General features: G+C 48.6%; 22 protein-coding genes. 7 read left to right on the plus strand and 15 right to left on the minus strand.

All coding sequences use genetic code 11. From position 1 onward, the window contains the following. Positions 1–35: 35 nt before the first annotated feature. Positions 36–857, plus strand: a complete 822-nt coding sequence (locus K0H60_RS16290; RefSeq protein WP_258405756.1) for a substrate-binding periplasmic protein — start codon at positions 36–38, stop codon at positions 855–857. Positions 858–860: 3 nt separating this feature from the next. Here K0H60_RS16290 and K0H60_RS16295 read toward each other — a convergent pair whose 3' ends face one another. From K0H60_RS16295 to K0H60_RS16305, 3 genes are all read right to left on the minus strand, one after another. Further along, positions 861–1,298 (minus strand): universal stress protein, encoded by a 438-nt coding sequence (locus tag K0H60_RS16295; RefSeq protein ID WP_220056377.1) that lies wholly within the window; start codon positions 1,296–1,298, stop codon positions 861–863. A gap of 162 nt (positions 1,299–1,460) precedes the next feature. Then, positions 1,461–1,892, minus strand: coding sequence for a universal stress protein (locus K0H60_RS16300; protein WP_011718062.1), 432 nt, complete (start codon positions 1,890–1,892; stop codon positions 1,461–1,463). Between the two features lie 19 nt (positions 1,893–1,911). Then, positions 1,912–2,310, minus strand: a complete 399-nt coding sequence (locus tag K0H60_RS16305; protein ID WP_011718063.1) for a SpoIIAA family protein — start codon at positions 2,308–2,310, stop codon at positions 1,912–1,914. A gap of 197 nt (positions 2,311–2,507) precedes the next feature. On the opposite strand from K0H60_RS16305, the gene K0H60_RS16310 reads away from it, so the two are divergent. Together K0H60_RS16310 and K0H60_RS16315 are read left to right on the plus strand one after the other, a co-directional pair. Continuing rightward, positions 2,508–3,932, plus strand: coding sequence for a coniferyl aldehyde dehydrogenase (locus tag K0H60_RS16310; RefSeq protein ID WP_220056378.1), 1,425 nt, complete (start codon positions 2,508–2,510; stop codon positions 3,930–3,932). 21 nt (positions 3,933–3,953) lie between these two features. Then, entirely contained in the window at positions 3,954–4,562 is a 609-nt protein-coding gene (locus K0H60_RS16315) for a TetR/AcrR family transcriptional regulator (protein ID WP_220056379.1), read from the plus strand. Between the two features lie 58 nt (positions 4,563–4,620). Here K0H60_RS16315 and K0H60_RS16320 read toward each other — a convergent pair whose 3' ends face one another. The 10 genes from K0H60_RS16320 to K0H60_RS16365 form a co-directional block, all read right to left on the minus strand. Beyond that, positions 4,621–5,427, minus strand: a complete 807-nt coding sequence (locus K0H60_RS16320; protein WP_220056380.1) for a CsgG/HfaB family protein — start codon at positions 5,425–5,427, stop codon at positions 4,621–4,623. Then, a complete protein-coding gene (locus K0H60_RS16325) occupies positions 5,427–5,822 on the minus strand; it encodes a curli assembly protein CsgF (RefSeq protein WP_011627049.1) in 396 nt (131 codons plus the stop codon). Before K0H60_RS16325 ends, K0H60_RS16320 begins: the two co-directional genes overlap by 1 nt. Before the next feature lie 10 nt (positions 5,823–5,832). Further along, positions 5,833–6,243, minus strand: a complete 411-nt coding sequence (locus tag K0H60_RS16330) for a curli production assembly/transport protein CsgE (RefSeq protein ID WP_086902698.1) — start codon at positions 6,241–6,243, stop codon at positions 5,833–5,835. Between the two features lie 232 nt (positions 6,244–6,475). Further along, entirely contained in the window at positions 6,476–8,131 is a 1,656-nt protein-coding gene (locus K0H60_RS16335) for a sensor histidine kinase (RefSeq protein WP_220056381.1), read from the minus strand. Positions 8,132–8,171: 40 nt separating this feature from the next. Beyond that, positions 8,172–9,611 (minus strand): sigma-54-dependent transcriptional regulator, encoded by a 1,440-nt coding sequence (locus K0H60_RS16340; protein ID WP_220056382.1) that lies wholly within the window; start codon positions 9,609–9,611, stop codon positions 8,172–8,174. 96 nt (positions 9,612–9,707) lie between these two features. Next, complete coding sequence (locus K0H60_RS16345; protein ID WP_220056383.1) at positions 9,708–10,907, minus strand: ABC transporter permease; 1,200 nt, start codon at positions 10,905–10,907, stop codon at positions 9,708–9,710. 11 nt (positions 10,908–10,918) lie between these two features. Further along, positions 10,919–12,223: an ABC transporter permease gene (locus K0H60_RS16350; RefSeq protein WP_220056384.1), complete on the minus strand. Its 1,305-nt coding sequence runs from the start codon at positions 12,221–12,223 to the stop codon at positions 10,919–10,921. 8 nt (positions 12,224–12,231) lie between these two features. Next, positions 12,232–12,972 (minus strand): ABC transporter ATP-binding protein, encoded by a 741-nt coding sequence (locus tag K0H60_RS16355; RefSeq protein ID WP_011621658.1) that lies wholly within the window; start codon positions 12,970–12,972, stop codon positions 12,232–12,234. Positions 12,973–13,067: 95 nt separating this feature from the next. Next, positions 13,068–13,343, minus strand: a complete 276-nt coding sequence (locus tag K0H60_RS16360; RefSeq protein ID WP_041413130.1) for a hypothetical protein — start codon at positions 13,341–13,343, stop codon at positions 13,068–13,070. Between the two features lie 95 nt (positions 13,344–13,438). Beyond that, a complete protein-coding gene (locus K0H60_RS16365) occupies positions 13,439–14,701 on the minus strand; it encodes an efflux RND transporter periplasmic adaptor subunit (RefSeq protein ID WP_220056385.1) in 1,263 nt (420 codons plus the stop codon). A gap of 369 nt (positions 14,702–15,070) precedes the next feature. On the opposite strand from K0H60_RS16365, the gene pyrC reads away from it, so the two are divergent. From pyrC to K0H60_RS16385, 4 genes are all read left to right on the plus strand, one after another. Beyond that, positions 15,071–16,102, plus strand: coding sequence for a dihydroorotase (pyrC, locus tag K0H60_RS16370; RefSeq protein ID WP_220056386.1), 1,032 nt, complete (start codon positions 15,071–15,073; stop codon positions 16,100–16,102). 131 nt (positions 16,103–16,233) lie between these two features. Continuing rightward, positions 16,234–17,280, plus strand: a complete 1,047-nt coding sequence (locus K0H60_RS16375) for a hypothetical protein (RefSeq protein ID WP_220056387.1) — start codon at positions 16,234–16,236, stop codon at positions 17,278–17,280. A 158-nt stretch (positions 17,281–17,438) separates the two neighbouring features. Next, entirely contained in the window at positions 17,439–17,795 is a 357-nt protein-coding gene (locus K0H60_RS16380) for a nuclear transport factor 2 family protein (RefSeq protein WP_220058187.1), read from the plus strand. A gap of 256 nt (positions 17,796–18,051) precedes the next feature. Next, entirely contained in the window at positions 18,052–18,345 is a 294-nt protein-coding gene (locus K0H60_RS16385; protein ID WP_011621652.1) for a DUF3144 domain-containing protein, read from the plus strand. A 55-nt stretch (positions 18,346–18,400) separates the two neighbouring features. Here K0H60_RS16385 and K0H60_RS16390 read toward each other — a convergent pair whose 3' ends face one another. Both K0H60_RS16390 and K0H60_RS16395 read right to left on the minus strand, forming a co-directional pair. After that, positions 18,401–18,739 carry a carbon starvation protein CstA gene (locus tag K0H60_RS16390; RefSeq protein ID WP_220056388.1) on the minus strand — a complete coding sequence of 113 codons (339 nt, stop codon included), beginning with the start codon at positions 18,737–18,739 and terminating at the stop codon, positions 18,401–18,403. Positions 18,740–19,179: 440 nt separating this feature from the next. Beyond that, the gene (locus K0H60_RS16395; RefSeq protein WP_220056389.1) at positions 19,180–19,404 is read right to left on the minus strand and encodes a hypothetical protein; all 225 of its coding nucleotides are present in this window, start codon (positions 19,402–19,404) and stop codon (positions 19,180–19,182) included. Positions 19,405–19,580 lie beyond the last annotated feature (176 nt).

Here is a 19,580-nt window from a genome sequence, read left to right on the forward strand (position 1 = left end):
TGAAACACGCTAAAGTTGCTTCAGGTTCCGCCAGAATGTCCCGGCTTCGTTTCCGATTGTTGGGCTTAGCCGCCCTAATTCATCCCCAAATAATGCAGGCGGCGGAGCTGAAAATTGGGGTAAGCCTTTCTATTCCCCCCTATGTCATTCAAGAATCCAACAGCGGTTTAGAGCTTGAATTGTTATATCAAGCATTAGCCGTTAAAGGTCACAACGCCAGCATTCACTACCTGCCCTTGGCCCGTACTTTCCATGAGCTCAAGGAAGGCAAACTCGACGGCATTATCAACATTAAAGACGGCATGGTTGATAAAGTCTTTTACTCCGATGTCGCCATCCGCTACCAAAACTGCGCCATCAGCCTCGATGATAAAGACTTCACTATCAATAGCGTTAAAGACTTAGACGGTAAGAAGGTGGTGGCCTTCCAACGCGCTTCGATATTGCTTGGGGAAGAATTTACCCAAATGGCGAAAACCAATCCCAGTTATCAGGAACAGGCCAGACAGATACAACAGGTGTATATGCTGATGAAGCACAGGGCCGATGTAGTGGTGATGGATAAGAATATCTTTAAATACTATCTCAAGCAGGCATTTATCGAGGGGAAATTGACCGAGGCAGAAATCAAACAAGTGGCTATTTGCAATCGTATTTTCCCACCCACAGAATATAAATTTGCCTTCTTAAATGAACAAATTCGTGATGACTTTAATCAGGGATTAAAGCAGATCACCGAAGATGGAACACTCAACGCGCTACAGGAAAAATATCGACGTTTAGTGTCCCTAGATAATGAGGCCGAGGCGGCTAATACCCTGCTGGATCATTCAGTGTTAAAGCATGATCCGCTCTGATCCTTACTTAACGACTAGTACCGGACACTTAGCGAGTCGCACCACATTTTGGCTCACATGGGGTTTTAAAAAGTCCATTAAGCTAGTGCTACCATGGCTGGCAATGACCACCATGCCCACATCGGTGGCTTCGGCGAGAATTTCTTCACTGGCATCACCATGGCGAATGACGGGTTTGATACTCAGGCCTGACTTTAATCCCTGTTGCATCTCCTGCTGTAGGCTTTGCATTTTTTGTTCAACAAATTCGGTGAGCTGTTGCTCTAACGTCGCAGGCGTCTCCACTGCCACACCGTAAAAGTGTGCGCTTCGCGCCGGGCTAGCGACATGCAACAAGCGGATATCCACCTGATAAAGATTTGCTATTTCAACCGCATATTTAAGAGCGTGGGCGGCAGTTGCCGAAAAGTCCGTCGGGCATAACACTTCTTGAGTACGCATAATCTTATCCATCGCTTATGGTTGTTTCGCCCAATAATGGGGGCTGATAATCTGTATTTTATAGCAGTAAATCGGGGCAAGCAGCTAGGTCGTAAAATTAATTATGCTTTAGCAATCAAAAACAAAGGGCGCCTTAGCGCCCTCTTATCAGAGCTTTAAATGCTATTTCACTACCAGAACAGGGCAAGCGGCGCCATTGGCAACGGCTTCGGCGACATTGGTGTGTAAAAAGTGCGAGATCCCCGTCCGGCCATGGCTCGCAATCACCACCATGCCCACATCCTTACCATTGGCTTCTTCTAAAATCTGATCGACGGGGTCGCCACGGCGAATCAGGGTGGTAATAGGTAATTCGGTTTTGAGGCCCTCGAGCAAAGCCTGCATCTTGGTTGCGGCGGCTTCTTCCATACTCTTAGCGAGTTCCTCAGGCGTGATCGCTAAGATCATGTAGTTCTCGTCACCGATTGGTTGCTCAACAACGTGTAATATCTTTAGCCCTACATGGTATAGATTTGCCATTTCAATAGCATAACGTAGCGCATGGGCCGCAGTTTCCGAAAAATCTGTGGGCCAGAGTATTTGACCTGAACGCATAATCTGTTCTCCTTAATGGCTAGTCATCGTTAAGCTCATCTTTGAGCCAAGTAATAGCATCCAGCTTATCGACAAAAAACTTAACCTCGGCCGGAGTGAACCAGTTTGCCAGCTTTGCCATCACCTCCTGTAGGGTCGTTTTACCGACTATGGCAATCCGCTCAAAGTGACGAACATGCTTAACCCCTAGTTTTAGATCGTCCCAAGCGGCTTGAAGTTCCCAACCTTCGAGCTCAGTCACATCGACTAAGGCATAAATATCGGGATCTTTTACCCCTGCTAACGCGGCCTCGAGCACGGGCACCATCACCTCATAATCTTGATGAGTTAAGGTACCAACCGCTTTAAAGGCAACAAAAAAATCATCGTCGCCATAACGCTCAATACCAACAGAAATACCATGCTTTAACAAAGTCATACCTACTCCTTGTCTAACAAACTACTTTTTAAGTGTAGAAGTTAAGCCCATAACAGGCCGTGATCTTGCTCATAAAAGCACCATAACACTTGCGTATGCTCACGCTGTTCGTTAGGATAAACCGACTAATCAGTCGGTTTATTTTTATACACCACAAATCGCTTCCAAAGCTTAAGGCTTGCACCCGAGGGATCACTATGAATATGGCAACAGACCCTGCAAAAATCTCGCCACTCACCGAGTTACTCCAGCGCCAACGTGCTAGTTACTTGGCCGCTCCGAATCCCGATTACGCTATCCGTAAAGAACGCTTACTACGCCTTAAGGCCGCCTTGCTGAAATTCCAACAGCCGCTCGTCGAGGCACTTTCACAGGACTATGGCCACAGATCGGTCGACGATAGCTTGATTTCCGACATTATGCCCGTAGTCAACAACATCAAGTACAGCTTGAAAAACCTAAAGAAATGGCTCAAGCCAAGCCGCCGTCATGCGGGCATCTTACTCGCCCCCGCCCAAGTGAAAGTGCATTATCAACCGCTCGGGGTGATTGGGATAATCGTGCCTTGGAACTTCCCCGTCATGCTCTCCATCGGCCCCTTAGTCACGGCCATCGCCGCAGGCAACCATGCCATGCTCAAACTCTCGGAATTCACCCCCGCGACTAATAGCGTCATCAAGCAATTGCTCGCCGAAGTGTTTGAAGAATCCCATGTTGCCGTGGTCGAAGGGGAAGCTGATGTCGCGGCGCAATTTTCCGCTCTGCCCTTCGATCATCTGCTGTTCACCGGTTCAACCACTGTCGGTCGCCATGTGATGCGCGCCGCCGCTAATAATCTCACGCCAGTGACTCTCGAGCTGGGCGGTAAGTCGCCAGTGATTATCGCCCCCGATATGCCACTTGAGATAGCAGTAGAACGAATGATTTATGGTAAGTGTTTGAATGCTGGACAAATCTGTGTAGCACCTGACTATGTGCTTTGTCCTAAGGCGAAAGTGGCAGAGTTTATCCAAGCCTATCAGACGAAATTCCAGGCCATGTATGGCGCCATTACTCACAACAAAGACTACGGCAGCATTATTAATGCCCGCCAGTTTGAACGTCTGCTAACAGTGCTTGAAGATGCCAAGGCTAAAGGCGCTAAGGTGATCCCCGCCTCGAATGACGTGATTGATAGCCAGCATCGTAAACTCGCCACTCAGCTCATTACTGACACAACTGAAGATATGCTATTGATACAAGAAGAAATCTTTGGCCCACTGCTGCCAGTGATTGGTTATGACAACCTAGATGAGGCCATTAGCTACGTGAACCATCGCGCCCGCCCCTTAGCCCTGTATGTGATGAGCTTTGATGAAGCGAGCCAACAAAAAATCCTCAAGCAAACCCATTCCGGCGGTGTGTGCATCAACGAAACCGTGTTCCATGTGGCGGCCGATGATGCCCCCTTTGGCGGTATCGGCCCATCAGGAATGGGGCATTACCACGGCAAGGAAGGATTCCTCACCTTTAGCCACGCTAAAACCGTGCTTAGCCGAGGTCGCTTCAACACGGGTAAGTTTGTCCATCCTCCCTATGGCACTTTTATCCAACGCATGTTGATGAAGCTGTTTTTACGCTAATACGGGCGCTTAGGAGTAGTTATGCCGAGCTTATTACCAACAGATACAGACACTAAACCCATGACAGATAAACGTCAGGCCATTTTGGAGACCGCCTTACGCTTATTTGTCGACCAAGGGTTTCATGGCACCTCGACCGCATCGATAGCCAAGCAGGCGGGCGTCGCCACCGGCACCCTCTTCCATCATTTTCCGACCAAGGAAGCACTGATGGAAAGCCTGTTTCTTACCATCAAGCAAGAATTTGCCGATGCCTTGTTGTTAAAGGTCGGCGAGGGGGAAGATCTTAAGCACAATGCCGAAACACTCTGGCAGAGTGCGATCGATTGGTCGATTGAAAATCCAGTCAAACAATTGTTTTTCCAGCAGTATTCTATGTCGCCGCAGATCGCACTGCATATTCGTGAGCAGGCGATGAACAGCATCCTAGGCTTTATCGCGCAATTGATAAAACAGGGGCAGTTAATGGGACTGATTGCACACTATCCCGTTGATTTGATGTTGGAAAACTGTCACGGCCAATACTTGGCCGCCACGCGCTTTTTTATCGATAATCCAGAATTAGGCCAAGATAAACATTACCGCGATGCCAGCTTTGCACTGTTTTGGAAGGCATTACAGGCCGATTAACCATAAAAAAACCGAGCCAGACATGTCGCTGGCTCGGTGCTTGTTATCGCAACGGGAATTAACCTTGGCTCAACTCCTGCTGTCTTTCAGCGGGTTGTGTCACCTGAGCCTGACTCCAATAACCTTGCTTAATGCCCTTATCAATCAACTCGGCGACCGCGAGTTCGATAGCCTGCAACACGCAAAATTGTACTGGCTCGTTAGTGGTAAAACCGACTTCCGCCTCGGCCAAACGATTCAAACTGGTATAGCGGAACAGACCTGCACGCATTTCCTGCGAAAGTACCCTTTTACTCGTAGATACAGACATCATCACTTTACCCGTGTGCACATCGACCGCGCGCAGATAGATAGTGACTAAATCTTCACGGTACATTTCTGAGGCGCCGATGCCATAGTATTCCACCCCAGTACCGCCGGTGCTGGTGTTGGTCTCGTAGCTGATAATACCGCCTTCTAATAGCAATCTCGCCGTCGATAACACTGGAATATCATCACCCTTAGTACCATTTTGTTTATTGCTGATTTTGCGCTCGGTCAGTAGGTTTTGCAGGCCCTCACGCTCGACGGGGGTAAACCATTTAGAGTCAATCAAGGTTTGCATCAGCATCGATGTCGCCCCTTGTGTGACCGCAGTAGAAAATGAACTCACGTTCGCCAGAGGCTTATACTGGCCCGTTTGGTCGCGAAACGAGTACACGGCCACAGGGATAGGAAACTTAGGCCCAGGCTGACTCTGTAGCCCTTTCATCACCTCACTCATCGGATTAACTTGAGCGGGCGTGATATTTAAGTCAGGCTTTGGGATCAAGCTACAGGCTGACATACTCAGCAGCATCAGGGCGATAAACACGAAACGAGTCATTAGTTTCCGCCTCCGAAGGTTGGCATTTCAATCACTGTCACTTCACCGGTTTCGATATTGGTGATGGTCAGCATCACCCCTGTGCCAGTTGAAGCCACTTCAATACGGAAATCACCCGTATCGTACACCCCATCGGTGATCTCCCCGTCGGCCACGCCACGGGTAATGGAGTTAATGATGTTACGTTCTAAGGATTCCTTAAAGCGGGTAACAAAGTCCTTCTCGGTCGAGCTGGCTTTGTTATCATTTTGAGCCTGCGCTTTGTTCAGCAGAAAGGAGCCATTAAGCGGATTACCGCCAAAGCTGGGATTCACGGGGGTATAGATTAATTCGGTTGCTTGGCTTGTGCATGCCATGCAGAGCACGGCAAGAGAAAGTAACGTCCTGTAAGTCATTATTATTATCCTAAAAGTCGTCCGTTGTTCCTGAAAAATCACCCGTAATGGCATTAGCTCGAACCTGAGCTAAGTAATCAATGGTCAGCAATATGGCCTGCTCTGCGCTTTCCTTAATCGGATTGGCGCGGCGGCCAAAGTGCGTGGTATAGATGCGCGTACCGTTGACCTCTAAGGTTAAAACCGTGCCCGCCTGCGGAAACACGGTTTCATATAGGGTCACGTTAAAGCCTTGGGTAAAGGGCAATTCGCGCCAATAACTTGAATAGTAAAAGCCAAAATCCTTACCAAAACGGGTTAAGGTTCTGTCTATAACTAATCCACTGATTTCAATGTCATCATCGGCCAAAACACTGGGGGAACTGACAAGCAGCAAGGGACACAAGATGCAGACGAACAACCGCTTTTTTAACGATCTCACTTTCCTCTCCCTGTTGATGAAAGCCACCCATTGCGCGATATCCAAAGCCGAACTAAGGGCCAGCCCTTAGTCAACATTTTCGCTTACGCAGGGTAACAGGACAGCCGATCTTTCGTCATTAGAGGGAGGGGGAAATTAGCCCGAAAAGCTAAGGTAAAAACCGCAAAATAGCCCATTTGGGTAATACATTCGTCTAAGGAGTGAAACCTCTTGATACACACTTAAACGCGGTTTATTGCGGCAGCCACAAGTGTACCGATAGGCCGCCGTCGTTGCGGTTATGCATGCTAATGCTGCCATCGTGGGCTTCGATAATTTCGCGGCAAAGTGGCAGGCCTAAACCCGTGCCCGATTGTTTAGTCGAGTAAAAGGGTAATAGGGCTTGCTCTAACACTTCCTCGGACATACCACTGCCACGGTCTTCGATTTTGATACTAAAGCCCGTCCCATCCACCATGGTTTGGTGGCGAATCGAGAGCGTGACTTCATCGGGATTAGAACCTGATTCATGGGCATTTTTCAGTAAATTCAGCAGGACTTGCTCCATTTGCCCTTGGTCGAAATAGCCCATCTCAGCAGGTAACTCATTGGCTAAGATAAAGGGATAATGTTGGGTTAAATGCTCAATAAGCTGCTGCCACGGCACGTCACGTCGCTGCGGTAAAGGCAATTTAGCAAAGCGCGCATAATTGAAAATAAACTGGCTCAAGTGATTCGTGCGACTCTCTATGGTGTCGAATATCAGCTTAAGCTTGGGATTATCGAGATCTTTCGTCAGTAAACGCCCCGAGTTCACCATGGAGGCGATGGGCGCGACAGAGTTATTCAACTCATGGCTGATAATGCGGATCACTTTCTTCCATACCGCCACTTCCTGACGATTTAGCTCTCGGGTCATCTGCTTGAGCAAAATTAAGTTATGCTGTTGGTTATTCAGCAAAAACTGGCCACGGCTCAGATACCAAGTCTCAGTATCATCCTCGCCCATGGTAAACAGGCCGCTCTTTTCCTGCTTAAGTGCCAAGGCAAGGGCTTCGGGTAAATCTTGCAGCAGCTCGTCGAGGCTCAAGCCTTCCATCTTGCCTTTTATATGAAAAAGATGCCGCGCCGCATCGTTGGCATACATGAGTTTTTGGTTATCGTTAAACAGTAGCATCACATTTGGAGAGCTTTGAATCACCTTATCCAGCAGCAATTCCCGCTGGTAAATATATTGCCGCTCTTGACGCAGTTTAGCCGCCGAATCATTAAATAACTCAGCCAATGCTTTTAACTGCCCCTCACCATTTGCTGGAATGCTGACGCTAAAGTCATTGTCATTAAAGTTGAGTAAACCAACCTCTAATGCATTGAGACTGCGGGCTAAATGGCGGGTAAACCAAGCCACACCCAAGGCACAAATTCCGCAGGCAAACAGTAATATGAATAGCCATTCAGTGATTGGCGGTGTGGACACAGCCTCGTGACCTAACTTCAACTTAGGCAGCGAGATAGGTTCAGCAGGTGGCGCTATGGGGGGCACTTCAGGATGGACTGAAGGGCTAAAGAGTCCGTCTTTAAGTTGCTCGAGTTTATAGAGCTTAATTTGCAGCTGTTCTTGCTTAAGTTGCTCCAACTTTTGCAGCTCATGCTTAATCTGTTCCGCCCTTAAACGCTCCTGCAATGGCAGAGTTTGCTGTAATTGCTCATTATTTTTAATCGCTGCCTCGACAGTCTCTTGCAGCTTATCTACATCGAGGGGCGGTATAGTTATATCGGGGATCTTGATGGGCTCAGCGACCTCAACGGGCGAGATAGTCGGGCGATAGCTCACAACACCTAAGGTCAAGAGCACACCTAAGGCGCAACAAACGGTTGAATAAATGATTAATTTTGTTCGCAGTTGCACCTAAAATTCCGCCTAATGCTCAGTGTTTATCATGCTATGGCTATTTTTCTAGACCAAATTTATCCATGCGGCGATACAAGGCCTGTCGACTCAAGCCTAGGGATTTAGCCACGCGCGCAATCACGCCCTTGTGTTGCCTTAGGGCCATTTCAATCTGCTCACGGCTAACATCCATAATAGCGTCGCTGGAGTCCGATTGAGCAGGCACGTCATGATGCAAACTTTTCACCTGCGGTTCAATCGGTGTTATTGCGGACAGGGTTCGCCCAAATGTCGTAGTGTTTATTGCACTGGAATGACTTCCATGGGCGGGCAGTAACCCAAAATCGGCTTCGGTTAACACTCGGCTTTGGGCCAACAGCGCCGCACGTTTGCAGGCATTTTCCAACTCGCGCACATTGCCCGGCCAGCGGTGCTGCAACAGAGCTTGCTGCGCTGGTTTACTCAGGCTAAAACCCTCACCGACAAAATGCTTCACTAAGGGCAAAATATCATCAATGCGTTGATTCAGCGGCGGTAAGGCCAATTCAATGACATTCAGACGGTAGAATAAGTCCTCACGGAAACGCCCTTCGGCAATATCTTGGGCCAGGTCGGCGTTAGTCGCACTGATCACCCTCACCTTCACCTTTAAGGTTTTATGGCTGCCTAAACGTTCGAATTCCCCGGTTTGTAATACCCGCAGCAATTTTACTTGGCCCGACAGGGGTAAATTACCTATTTCGTCCAAAAACAGCGTGCCGCCATCGGCCGCTTCAAAGCGACCAATACGCGCCTTATTGGCGCCGGTAAAAGCTCCCGCCTCGGCACCAAAGAGTTCGGCTTCGAGCAACTCCATCGGCAAGGCGCCCACATTCACCTTGATAAAAGGTTTGTTTTTTAAGGGGGAATTGGCGTGAATAATATCGGCAAGCTTGTCTTTACCCGCACCATTGGGGCCGGTGATCAACACAGACACATCGGAACGTGCCAGTTGCAAGGCTAAGTCGATACAGCGCTGCATGGCACCACTGCCAAACACGATTCCACAGAGATCCGCATCGGCGATCGCCACCTGACGCTGGGAATTCACTCGTTCGAGCTGCTGGTTTGCACGGGCAAGTTTATGTAGCGCGATTAAATTAGTGATACTGTTGAGTAACTTAGCATCATCCCACGGTTTCCCCATATAATCGGCGGCGCCCGCTTTCACTAACTCGACCGCCGTTTCTAACTGGGTCCACGCCGTCATCAGGATGATCGGCAGATCTTGCTGACGCTCACGCAGGGCATAAAACAGCTGCCGCCCTTCTTCCCCCGAGGTAGTATCGCGGGTGAAGTTCATATCTTGGATAACCAAATCAACATCTTGGGTTGCCATTAGGCTAAGGGCATCTTCGGGCGTATGACAGGTCAACACCTGATAACCATTGATCTCCAGCATTAAACCTAAGGCCTGGCAGATGGCATGGTTATCGTCGACAATCAGAATAGTGTCCATGTGAGCATGTGCGTCCAGAGTAAAACTATTAACCTTAAAGTAACAAAAAGTGCAATAACATCCTACTGTTATCGCACTTAATGCCCTTCAACTTATTTAAACACTGCGGGTGGCTGTCGCCGGAGAAATCTTCGCGGCCTTGCGAGCCGGTAAGTACACCGCAAGGGTGGTTACCGCAAACAGCCCCGCTACAGTCAACAATGGATAGACTATCTCCAGCATCGGCAGGCTATAGAGGCTCATCAATTGCTGGCCGAGCTGAATCGCTAACAGCACACCAATGCCGCCGCCGAGCAAGCAGAGCAAATAGTTCTCGACGAGGAAGTAGCTGATAATATCTCGCTTTTTTGCCCCTAACGCACGGCGAGTGCCGATCTGTTTAGTGCGGCGCTGGATATTAAACATCACCATGCCTGTCACTCCAAGGGATGTGATCAGCAGCAGTAACACCACCATCATGGTCAGTACGGTTGCCATCAACTCATGGTCACGATACGCCTCGATACGGCGCTCTCCCATGGTCGTAAAACCTTCGACCACGCGGCTCGGATATTCCTTGTGCAGCAGCTCGGGAATGACTTCCTTGAGGCGAGCCATATCGCTCGACTTAGCCCTCACTAAATAGCGTTTATAGTCAGCGGGATAATTCACCGACAACACTGAGCTAAACTCCAAGTTTTTGTTATCCACCCACGCGGTTTGTAAGCGCTCCAGCACTCCAATCACCACAAAGTGCTGCGTGCCCATATAGACGCTTTTCCCGAGCGCGGTTTCATTCGGCCATACCTTATCGGCAAAGGCTTTAGTGACGAGCATCTTGCCACCATCTTCCAGCAACTCTGTGGTGATCTCCTGGGGATAGAAGTTACGTCCTTCGACTAACTTCAGCCCTAGGGAGTTGATGAAATGCTCATCACTCATATACATGCCCGTATTGGGCGTGGATTTAGCACGCTCCTCAGGCCCCAAAGTAAAGTTACTCGACCAACCGCCGCCGCTCAGGGGAGCCATAGAGGAGGGCGCAACATCAATCACCCCAGGAATCGCACGCAGAAGTTCCAAATCCCGTTTATCCTGCGCGACTAAATCCGTCGATTTATCAAAATGATAAATACTGAAATCGAAAACTTCGCTTTCAACAACCCCCGAATCACGCGCCATTAAATTCAAACGCTCGGCGATAATAAAGCTCGCATTCGCGACGATAGCCACTGATAAAATGATCTGCAATAACAGCAACAAGGGGCCGCTTTTACTGCGTAATAAACTGCTGAGAATAGGTTTGATATGTAACATATTGCCCCCGATTATTGGCTCTTAAGATAAACACTTGGGTTAGTCGTACACACTCGCCACGCGGGGTAGATACCAGCCACCACAGCCGCCAAAATCGCGATCATTGGTGCTATCAACCACATACTGGTATCGAGGTGAGTTAAAGACGCCTCCAAGTCAAACTTCTTGGTCAGCAGCATCAATGAGCCCCAGGCCCAAGCCAAGCCGAGTAAACCGCCGAATAACCCCATCAAGGACACTTCCACCATATGTTGGGCAAAGATCTGCCCTTGGCTGGCGCCGATAGCGCGGCGCACGCCAATCTCGGGAGCACGACGTAAAAACTTAGACAGCAACAACCCTAACATATTGACTAAACAGACGATCAAGAAGAGTGCACTCAGGCCCACCAGCACCTTGTTATCCTCCGGTACCACTTTATTGATGGCTAACCATTGGTCAACATTGGACAACTGTACATCGGCCTTAGGTGAGCTGAAGCGGCCTAATTTCTTTTGTTGTTCAATATATTGGCGTACCCACTGACGGTACTCAGCTACTTGCTCAGGCGTATCCAGTTGCACCCAATACTGGGTCCAATGCTTTTCCGAAGTTAAACGTTGTGCATAGTTGTTGATGCTTTCATAGTTCCAGCCGTTGGTATTCCCCCAACTGCCATATTCCTCAATCGGCGCTAAGCTGTAGGGCACAAACAAGGTATCCACATTGCCAAAGGCGCCGTTGTTAAGATCGTAATAGTTTGGACTCGGAGCCCAAGGCTTAAGAACGCCAACGACTTGATAGGGCTTAGCATTGAAATAAATCGTCTTGCCGACACTATTTTGGCCCGCAAACAGCGTCTTATTTAGCTCATCGGTCAACACCACTTCGTAGCGAGCATCTTTATCGACACTGTCATCCCATGCCTGACCGTATTGAAACTCGAGGCCAAACAGTGGGAAAAAGTCGTTATTGGTTACCCTAACCCGAGATTGCAGCACGGGTAAAAAAGCCGGATCTTCGGTTTGCACCGCGCCGCCCGTGCGAAACATGGGGGTTTGCAGGCTCGGAATATCACTCTTAAGTAAGTTCATCCCGTCTTGATAAGTGATCTGTTGATCGAAGCGATCCCAGGCATCTGGCCCTTGGCTCCACAGCTGCACCGCAAACAATTGGCCCGACTTCTCCCCCGCGGGGTTAATCGACATCATTTTATAGATATTGAGTGTAGTGATAGTGATGCCAATGCCGATGGAAATCGCCATGATCATCAATGCCGATAACATGGGCGTTTTTTTGATGCTACGCCAAGCTAAATCTAAGTAATAGAAGAACATAACCGCTCCTAGCCTTGGGCGTTAGCAACCAGTTTATCGACACTGCCGTGGCTTGCACTGCGGGCCGCATTGGGTTGATACATGGTAAAGTCGCAGACTTGACCATCGACAATTTGGATATTGCGCTGAGCTCGGCGAGCCAGTTCTGGATCGTGGGTCACCATGATGATCGTGGTGCCAGATTGGTTAATATTCTCTAATAATTCCATCACTTGGCGGGCCATTAAGCTGTCGAGGTTACCCGTAGGTTCATCGGCGAGCAGAAAACGAGGCTCCCCCGCTAAAGCGCGAGCAATCGCGACCCTTTGCTGCTGACCGCCGGATAATTGGGTCGGCAAATGCTTCATCCGCGCACCTAAGCCTACTTGCTCTAATGCTTGTTCCACACGGCGTTTGCGTTCCTTGGCACTAAAACCACGGTAGCGCAGCGGCACTTCTATGTTTTCCGCGAGGTTAAGATCGGGGATCAAGTTAAAGCCTTGGAAGATAAAACCAATCTTCTCGTTGCGTACGGCGGCACTCTTGTTGTCACTGAGGTTGGAGACATTAATCCCATCTAAAAAGTAATCCCCATGGGTGAAGCCTTCGAGCAAGCCTGCGATATTTAAGAAGGTGGTTTTACCTGAGCCCGAAGGACCTGTAACCGCCACAAACTCGCCCTCGTTCACCTCAAGGTTGAAATCCCGCAGCGCGTGGGTTTCCACTAAGTCCGTTTTAAAAACCTTGCTGATATTCTTCATTGATAACATTTTAATTTCCTTGATTAATTTTTATCTTTGCGCGCAAACGGCTTATAAAATGCGCAAGTTTCTTATCTTTAAGTGGTAACGGCTACACAAAGCCCTCACCCCGCAAAACGGCCCATCACAAACCCACTCAAGGCATCGAACAACCCATTGAGACAGGCGAATATAAAGCTCACACTTTCCATCGAGACATCACCCACCTGGCGCGCTTCTTCTAGGGGATTCGTCCATTCCAAAATATTTAAACCGAGGAAAAACCAGCTGTTGGCCTCACCTATGCCCAGCTCCACTGCCACCACCAGTAAGGCTAAGGCCAGAACACCAAACAATTTGGATGACATCAACAGACCAAGATCGACGTTTTTAGTACGCATAATGAACTCCTTGTACACCTTAGCCGCAGACTTTTTAGTCAGAGCGGCGTTAATTACATCAATTTGATTAATAAGTAATTTTTGACTATCGGTCATCAATGCATTTTGACCTGTTCGGCATGGTTGAAGGACTCAACACTGGAGATCACCCATTCGTCACCCGCTTTACCGCCTTCGATCACTTCCACCTGACTCATGCTGGTGCTGCCGAGCTTAATCTCGCGGCGGGTAGCAATATCGCCTTCGACTTGATAAACCTCATCGCCACCACCGCTGGTCATAAAGGCTCCGCGTTTAACCATCAACACATTCGCCCTGTGTTCGAGCAAAACTCTGGCGGAGATCCGCTGGTTTTGGCGCAGCTTCAAGCTTTCGCTCTGCACAAACTGCACTCTGGCGGTCACTTCACGGTTACGCACTTCGGGGGAAATCGAGGATAGTTTGCCCATGAGTTTGACTTCACCGAAGCTCAGTTCGACCTCCATTCCGAGTCCTAACTCGTCGGCGTAGGATTCCGGCACCGCTAACTCGGCCTCATAAGCACTTAAATCGACTACGGTCAGAATGGGTTGATTGGCGCTCAGACGCGTTTTTTGCTCGGTCAACCAGTTACCAATAATGCCGCTCACCGGCGCCTTGATATTTAAGGCGTCAACCTGACGCTCAAGCTCTTTTACCGCCAGACTCTGGCGCTCCATTTCCAAGGCCTTGTTTTTCACCTCAAAGGTTAAGGTATCCTTGGTTAAGGCCACTTCCTGCTCCGCATGCTTAAATTTGAGTTTTGCCTTGTGCAGATCGTCCTTGCCCTTCTCATAGTCGATTTGGCTGATCAGTTTAGATTGGATCAGTAAATCTCCACGACGGCTCTCCCGATCGGCGGCTTCCAAATCGACCGAGGCCATGTCTAAGGTTTGATTGACTTGTAATTGGTTACGTCTGGCGTCTAGCTTGGCACGCTCAAGGGCGCTCTCTAATCCCGCCAAAAGTGATTTGGCCTGCTCTAATTGATTGGTTAATCTTGGACTCTCCAGCTTTGCGACCACATCACCTTTGTTGACGCTATCCCCAGGGTTGCTCAGTAGCGTCACTGTGCCTTCTTCGGTGCTGTAGAGGATCGGCGCATTGGCGGCAACAATTTTGCCCGTGGTGGCCACATCTCGAGTGAGCGTGCCAACATATAAAGTGGCGGTAGTGAGTTCACTGCGGCTGATGGACTGGCTGACTTTATCACTACCAAAACTGGCCCACACTAAGGCGCTGACCAGTAAGGTGCAGCCGCCAATCATCAGAGGCAACTTGAGGCGTTTGGCGGTCGATGGCACAAGGACTTTATCTTGGCCGCTGGTATCTTTAATCATGGCGTTTCTCGCTTCCCTGTCGGAGGGCTGGATAGGCCCATCGCTACGGACACTATTAAAAATCGATATCCAGTAATAGCAACGCCTATGCCAATTTGATTAAAACATTTACTTTCATAAAGTTAAGTAAAATTTAAGATAAAAGTGTCCGCGGACACCGAGGGCTTTATTAAAAAGTGTCCGCTGGTTTTCGCGAAAGTGTCCGCTGAAAAGCAGTTTGTAAAATAAGAGGAAGACAGAGTGCGGACACTCAACATGCGTTAACACTTTTATTGGTGAAATGGCTGAGTTTCCCTTTACAGCTAAATCCTTGCCACATAAGATCCTGCCACCCTCGCAGCAGAAACATTCAACAAGATGAATCGCCCTATGACAACACTCACTATTACTCGTCCTGACGACTGGCACATTCACCTAAGAGACGGCGCACAATTAAAAGACACGGTTCGCGATATCAGCCGCTATATGGGCCGCGCTATCGTGATGCCTAACTTGGTTCCTCCCGCTATCGATACCGAAACCGCCTTGGCTTATTACGATCGTATCAAGGCGCAAGTGCCAGCAGGCTCGCAATTTGAACCCTTAATGGTGTTGTATCTCACCGACAAAACCAGCCCAGAAGAAATCCGTAAAGCCAAAGCCTCGGGTAAAATCGTTGCCGCTAAACTCTACCCAGCAGGCGCGACTACCAACTCGGATTCTGGCGTGACCGATTTGAAGAACATCTACCCCGCCCTCGAAGCGATGCAGGAAGTGGGCATGTTGTTCCTAGTGCATGGTGAAGTGACTGATTCATCGATTGATATTTTCGACCGCGAGCGCGTATTTATTGAGAATATCCTCAGCAAGATCGTGGCCGATTTCCCGAAGCTTAAAATCGTTCTCGAGCATATCACCACTAAGGATGCGGTCGATTTCGTGACAGCCGCCTCTGACAACGTGGCCGCCACGATCACTGCGCACCACTTGCTCTATAACCGCAACCATATGTTGGCTGGCGGTATTCGTCCGCACTTCTATTGCCTGCCAATTTTAAAGCGCAATACCCACCAGCAAGCGCTGTTAGGTGCCGCGGCCAGTGGCAATAAGAAGTTCTTCCTAGGTACCGACTCTGCGCCGCACGCTAAAGATCGTAAAGAAGCCGCCTGTGGCTGCGCGGGTTCTTATACTGCCCATGCGGCCATTGAGCTGTACGCCGAAGCCTTTGAATCGGTCAATGCGCTGGATAAATTAGAAGCCTTTGCCAGCTTCAACGGCCCAGATTTTTACAATCTGCCCCGCAACAGCGATACCATCACCCTAGTGAAAAAATCTTGGGATGTGCCCGTCAGTTACCCACTTGGTGACAACAACGTTGTGCCAATTCGCGCCGGCGAACAAATCGATTGGCAGGTCGAATAAACAGGCCTTTTGACGCGATAAACTGTGAGCCTGCTGTTTATCAAGCTCGACACCGTTAAGAGTCGCCTTAGGGCGACTTTTTTATAACCGATACGTAAAACCATAACCTATTATCTTTTAAGAGAAAAAGTATGAATACACGGACGTTACTTAAGCTGTTGTCTTCAAGCCTATTGCTTGCCACTACGCTGCCTTTAAGCACTTTTGCCGCCGATGAACTCTCAGGTATTTGGCAGGGCACGCTGGGTAAAAGCAGTATTAGAGTCTGCTTTAACCAATACGGCAGCGGCAGTTATTACTATCAACGCTACTTAACCCCAATACAGCTCGAGCTGCAAAACGGTATTTGGAAAGAAGAAAACAATACTGGAAACTGGCAGTTCGATAGCGCTACGGCGCAGCAACTCAGCGGCCATTGGTTTAAAGACAATTCAGGCAAATCCTTACCCATAAAGCTTGAGCGCCAACTCAGCCCCGACAACCAGGATGACTGCAGCGCCGATGCCTACAATCTGCCGCTTGAAACCAAACCTTCACTGAGCCGTGGAAAATGGCAAGCTTTTCAAACCATTGAATACCGTCCGCTAACCTATGGCACCGAAGTCGGTATCGAATTTAACGGCCCACAAAAAGGTATTCCCGCCATTAATCAGTGGCTTGAGGAAAAGCTCACCGATGATACTCAGCTGGCACAAACCTTTGACACGCGCCGCAGAATGTTGTCTCAAATGGGCCATTTTGTGGCCGATGAAACCTATGCGGAACCGATTTTCCTCAATCAGCATTGGCTCAGCGTGCGCTTATATCGCTGGGCGGCGGGTTTTGGCGCCAATGGGATCAGCCAAGAGTTTGTTAGCTTCTCCCTCGCCGATGGCAAACCTTTCCATCCGTGGCAGTGGTTTATCGCCGATAAACCCACGCAAACCTTGCCAGAAAGCATGAGTTATCCACTCCCACCAGCACTTAAGGAAAAGTTGTTTGCCAATGCGGCACCAGATGCCGAATGCCCAAGTGCCGATGGCTCTGGGTATTTTCAACTCACCCTCGAGGCGAATGGGATTAAGTTTTGGGAAATGCCCCATGGCGATGGTTGTGAGCAGGAGTTTATCTTAACCCCTCAAGAAGCCATGCCCTTTGCCACACCTTGGGGGCAAACGCAGCTTAAGCTATTGGAGTAATAGCATTTAATATAGATTCATCATTAATCGCGATAGCGGGAAAGCAGGCTGAGATAACGATAATAAGCGTTGAAAGCCCTTTCTCGTTTACCTTAACGGGCTAAGGTCTCTTGTCAGACTCAGCCCCTATTTTAAAGGAAGATAGCTTGAGCCAGCAAATGCCCCATATAGCAGAACAAACAGCCGAAGCCTTAGTGCAAGCCCAGTTAGTCGCCTATAACCAACGCGACCTTGCAAGCTTTGTAGCGTTTTTTAGCGACGATGTTTGTATTTACCGCCCACCCGCCACAGAGCCCGTGATCCGAGGCAAGGCTGCCTTTAGTGATTTCTATCAGAATGAACGTTTTAACTTGCCGCATCTGCACGCCGAGATCCTCAATCGTATGGTAGTCGGTAATAAAGTGGTCGATCACGAACGGATCAGCGGCATCCGCGAGGAGCCCTTTGAAGTCATGGTGGTGTTTGAAGTCGCTAATGGCCTTATCCAAGCGATGTGGAGCTTTGCCGCTAACTAGGGCGAGCGCTAAATGATCATATCAAACTGACTGGCGTAACAACAAGCATCTGCGGCAAAGGCGCTCGCTAAAGCAGTGAAAAATGTTACGCCTATCCCATATTTCATTTCGGCGCCGCCTTTTGGTGTGATATCAACGGATTCTGTGAAGCGCACGACTGTCCCTCAACCACAAAATACCTTAGGGTTATTAGTAACAGCCTAAAGGGCGATGCACGCAACGCCCTCTTCATTTTGCCCAACAATAGGAATTGCTGATGTCTGATAACCAACAAGCCTTTTACGAACGTGCCACCGAGATGATTAAGCTCGCGAACCAGCAAAACCAAAACACCGAGATCCAAACCGGTGAGGTCAGCGCTTCCTTTATGTGGGCCGTCGCCCGCTACAACGCTTGGTTTGGCTCCACCAGCTTTGAATCCAAAGAACAAATGCAGGCCAAAAAACAGGAAATGATGGATTACTATATCGAGCGCTATAAAGAGATGATCGACGCCAATCTCGAAGACTATATCGAAAACTTCGACCACTACCGCGCCACACAAAAGTAATCAGTGATAATACGCCCCATGCGAAAGGTGATTGGGGCGTGTTAATTATGACTTTCTAATGACCACTGCTTACCTTTAGCCATACCAAAGCCAGGTAAAGCACTAGGGCAATATATCCAAGGGAAATCATCAGATTCACTCTCCAGAGATTTAACCAGAAATGGCCAGTGAAATAGGTACGTCTTCTAACGTCGTGGAAAAACAATACCGTTGAAGAAGGTACCAGCATCAATGCCGAGCAGCCCAGCATAGGCAATACCATAAACAGGAATCCTAAACCGCTCGCGCCAGCTGAGGCTTCCGAGATTTTACTATCTACAGGCGCGAACATAACTGTCGCTAGAATAATTCCAGCAACAGTCAGCATAAATCCAAAAAGCTGTAGCGTTCTCATCTTCATCCTTAAATATAAAACCTGCACATACTCACCCAAGTGAGCGAGCAGCTAAATCTAGCGGATTTTGGTATTGGCTTCTATCCCATCGCTAAAGTTCCACTTCGTTTACTATTCATCTTCACAGACTAATTTGAGATATGCCATTTTCGCAAAATAAGCTCGTAGTTTGCTCGGCTCCATCGCTTTGATTCTTATCGACTCAAGACTGTGCCAACGTTTACGGAAAATAAGCTTAAGTAGGATTAGATAATGTGCGGAAGTAAAACAGAAACCGTGATTAACCAAGAGGATTGTTGGCAGGTTTTCGCAGGGCAACTCTGCAAATGAAGGCTCATAAGCCCGAGAGGGGCAAATAGGATTATTTGCCCCTCTACTCTGACACTGTGGCGAACAGCTTCTTACTTATGCGCAGCAAGAACAAAGATGATACACCGCCGTTATTGAGTGCATGCGTTTGTCGTTTGGCAGTCGGCTGCGGCCTGTCGCTTAAGCTGCTGAGCATATTGCTCCGCCGCTGCTTTTGCCTTTCGAGCCTCTACCTTATGTTGCACATTCTCCACCAAGACCTTATCAAAGGTCTCCATCCCAAAATGGTCGGAAACATCCTGATAAATAAACCAAGATGCAAAGGCGACAATGCCATAGGTCATTTGACGTAACATGGTTTTTAAACCTCAACAATTGTATCAACAACTGCAATATAACTGAGGTTTTTCATAAAGAAAACTGTCAATTTAATGGCTTGAAATTGTCAAATTACCACCTTTATTCAATAGGATACAAAAACACAAAAACCTTTAATTACATAAATTTAGCTATTTGAGGCCAAAGTCAGCAT

The sequence above is a fragment of the Shewanella mangrovisoli genome (assembly GCF_019457635.1).
Classification (GTDB): domain Bacteria; phylum Pseudomonadota; class Gammaproteobacteria; order Enterobacterales; family Shewanellaceae; genus Shewanella; species Shewanella mangrovisoli.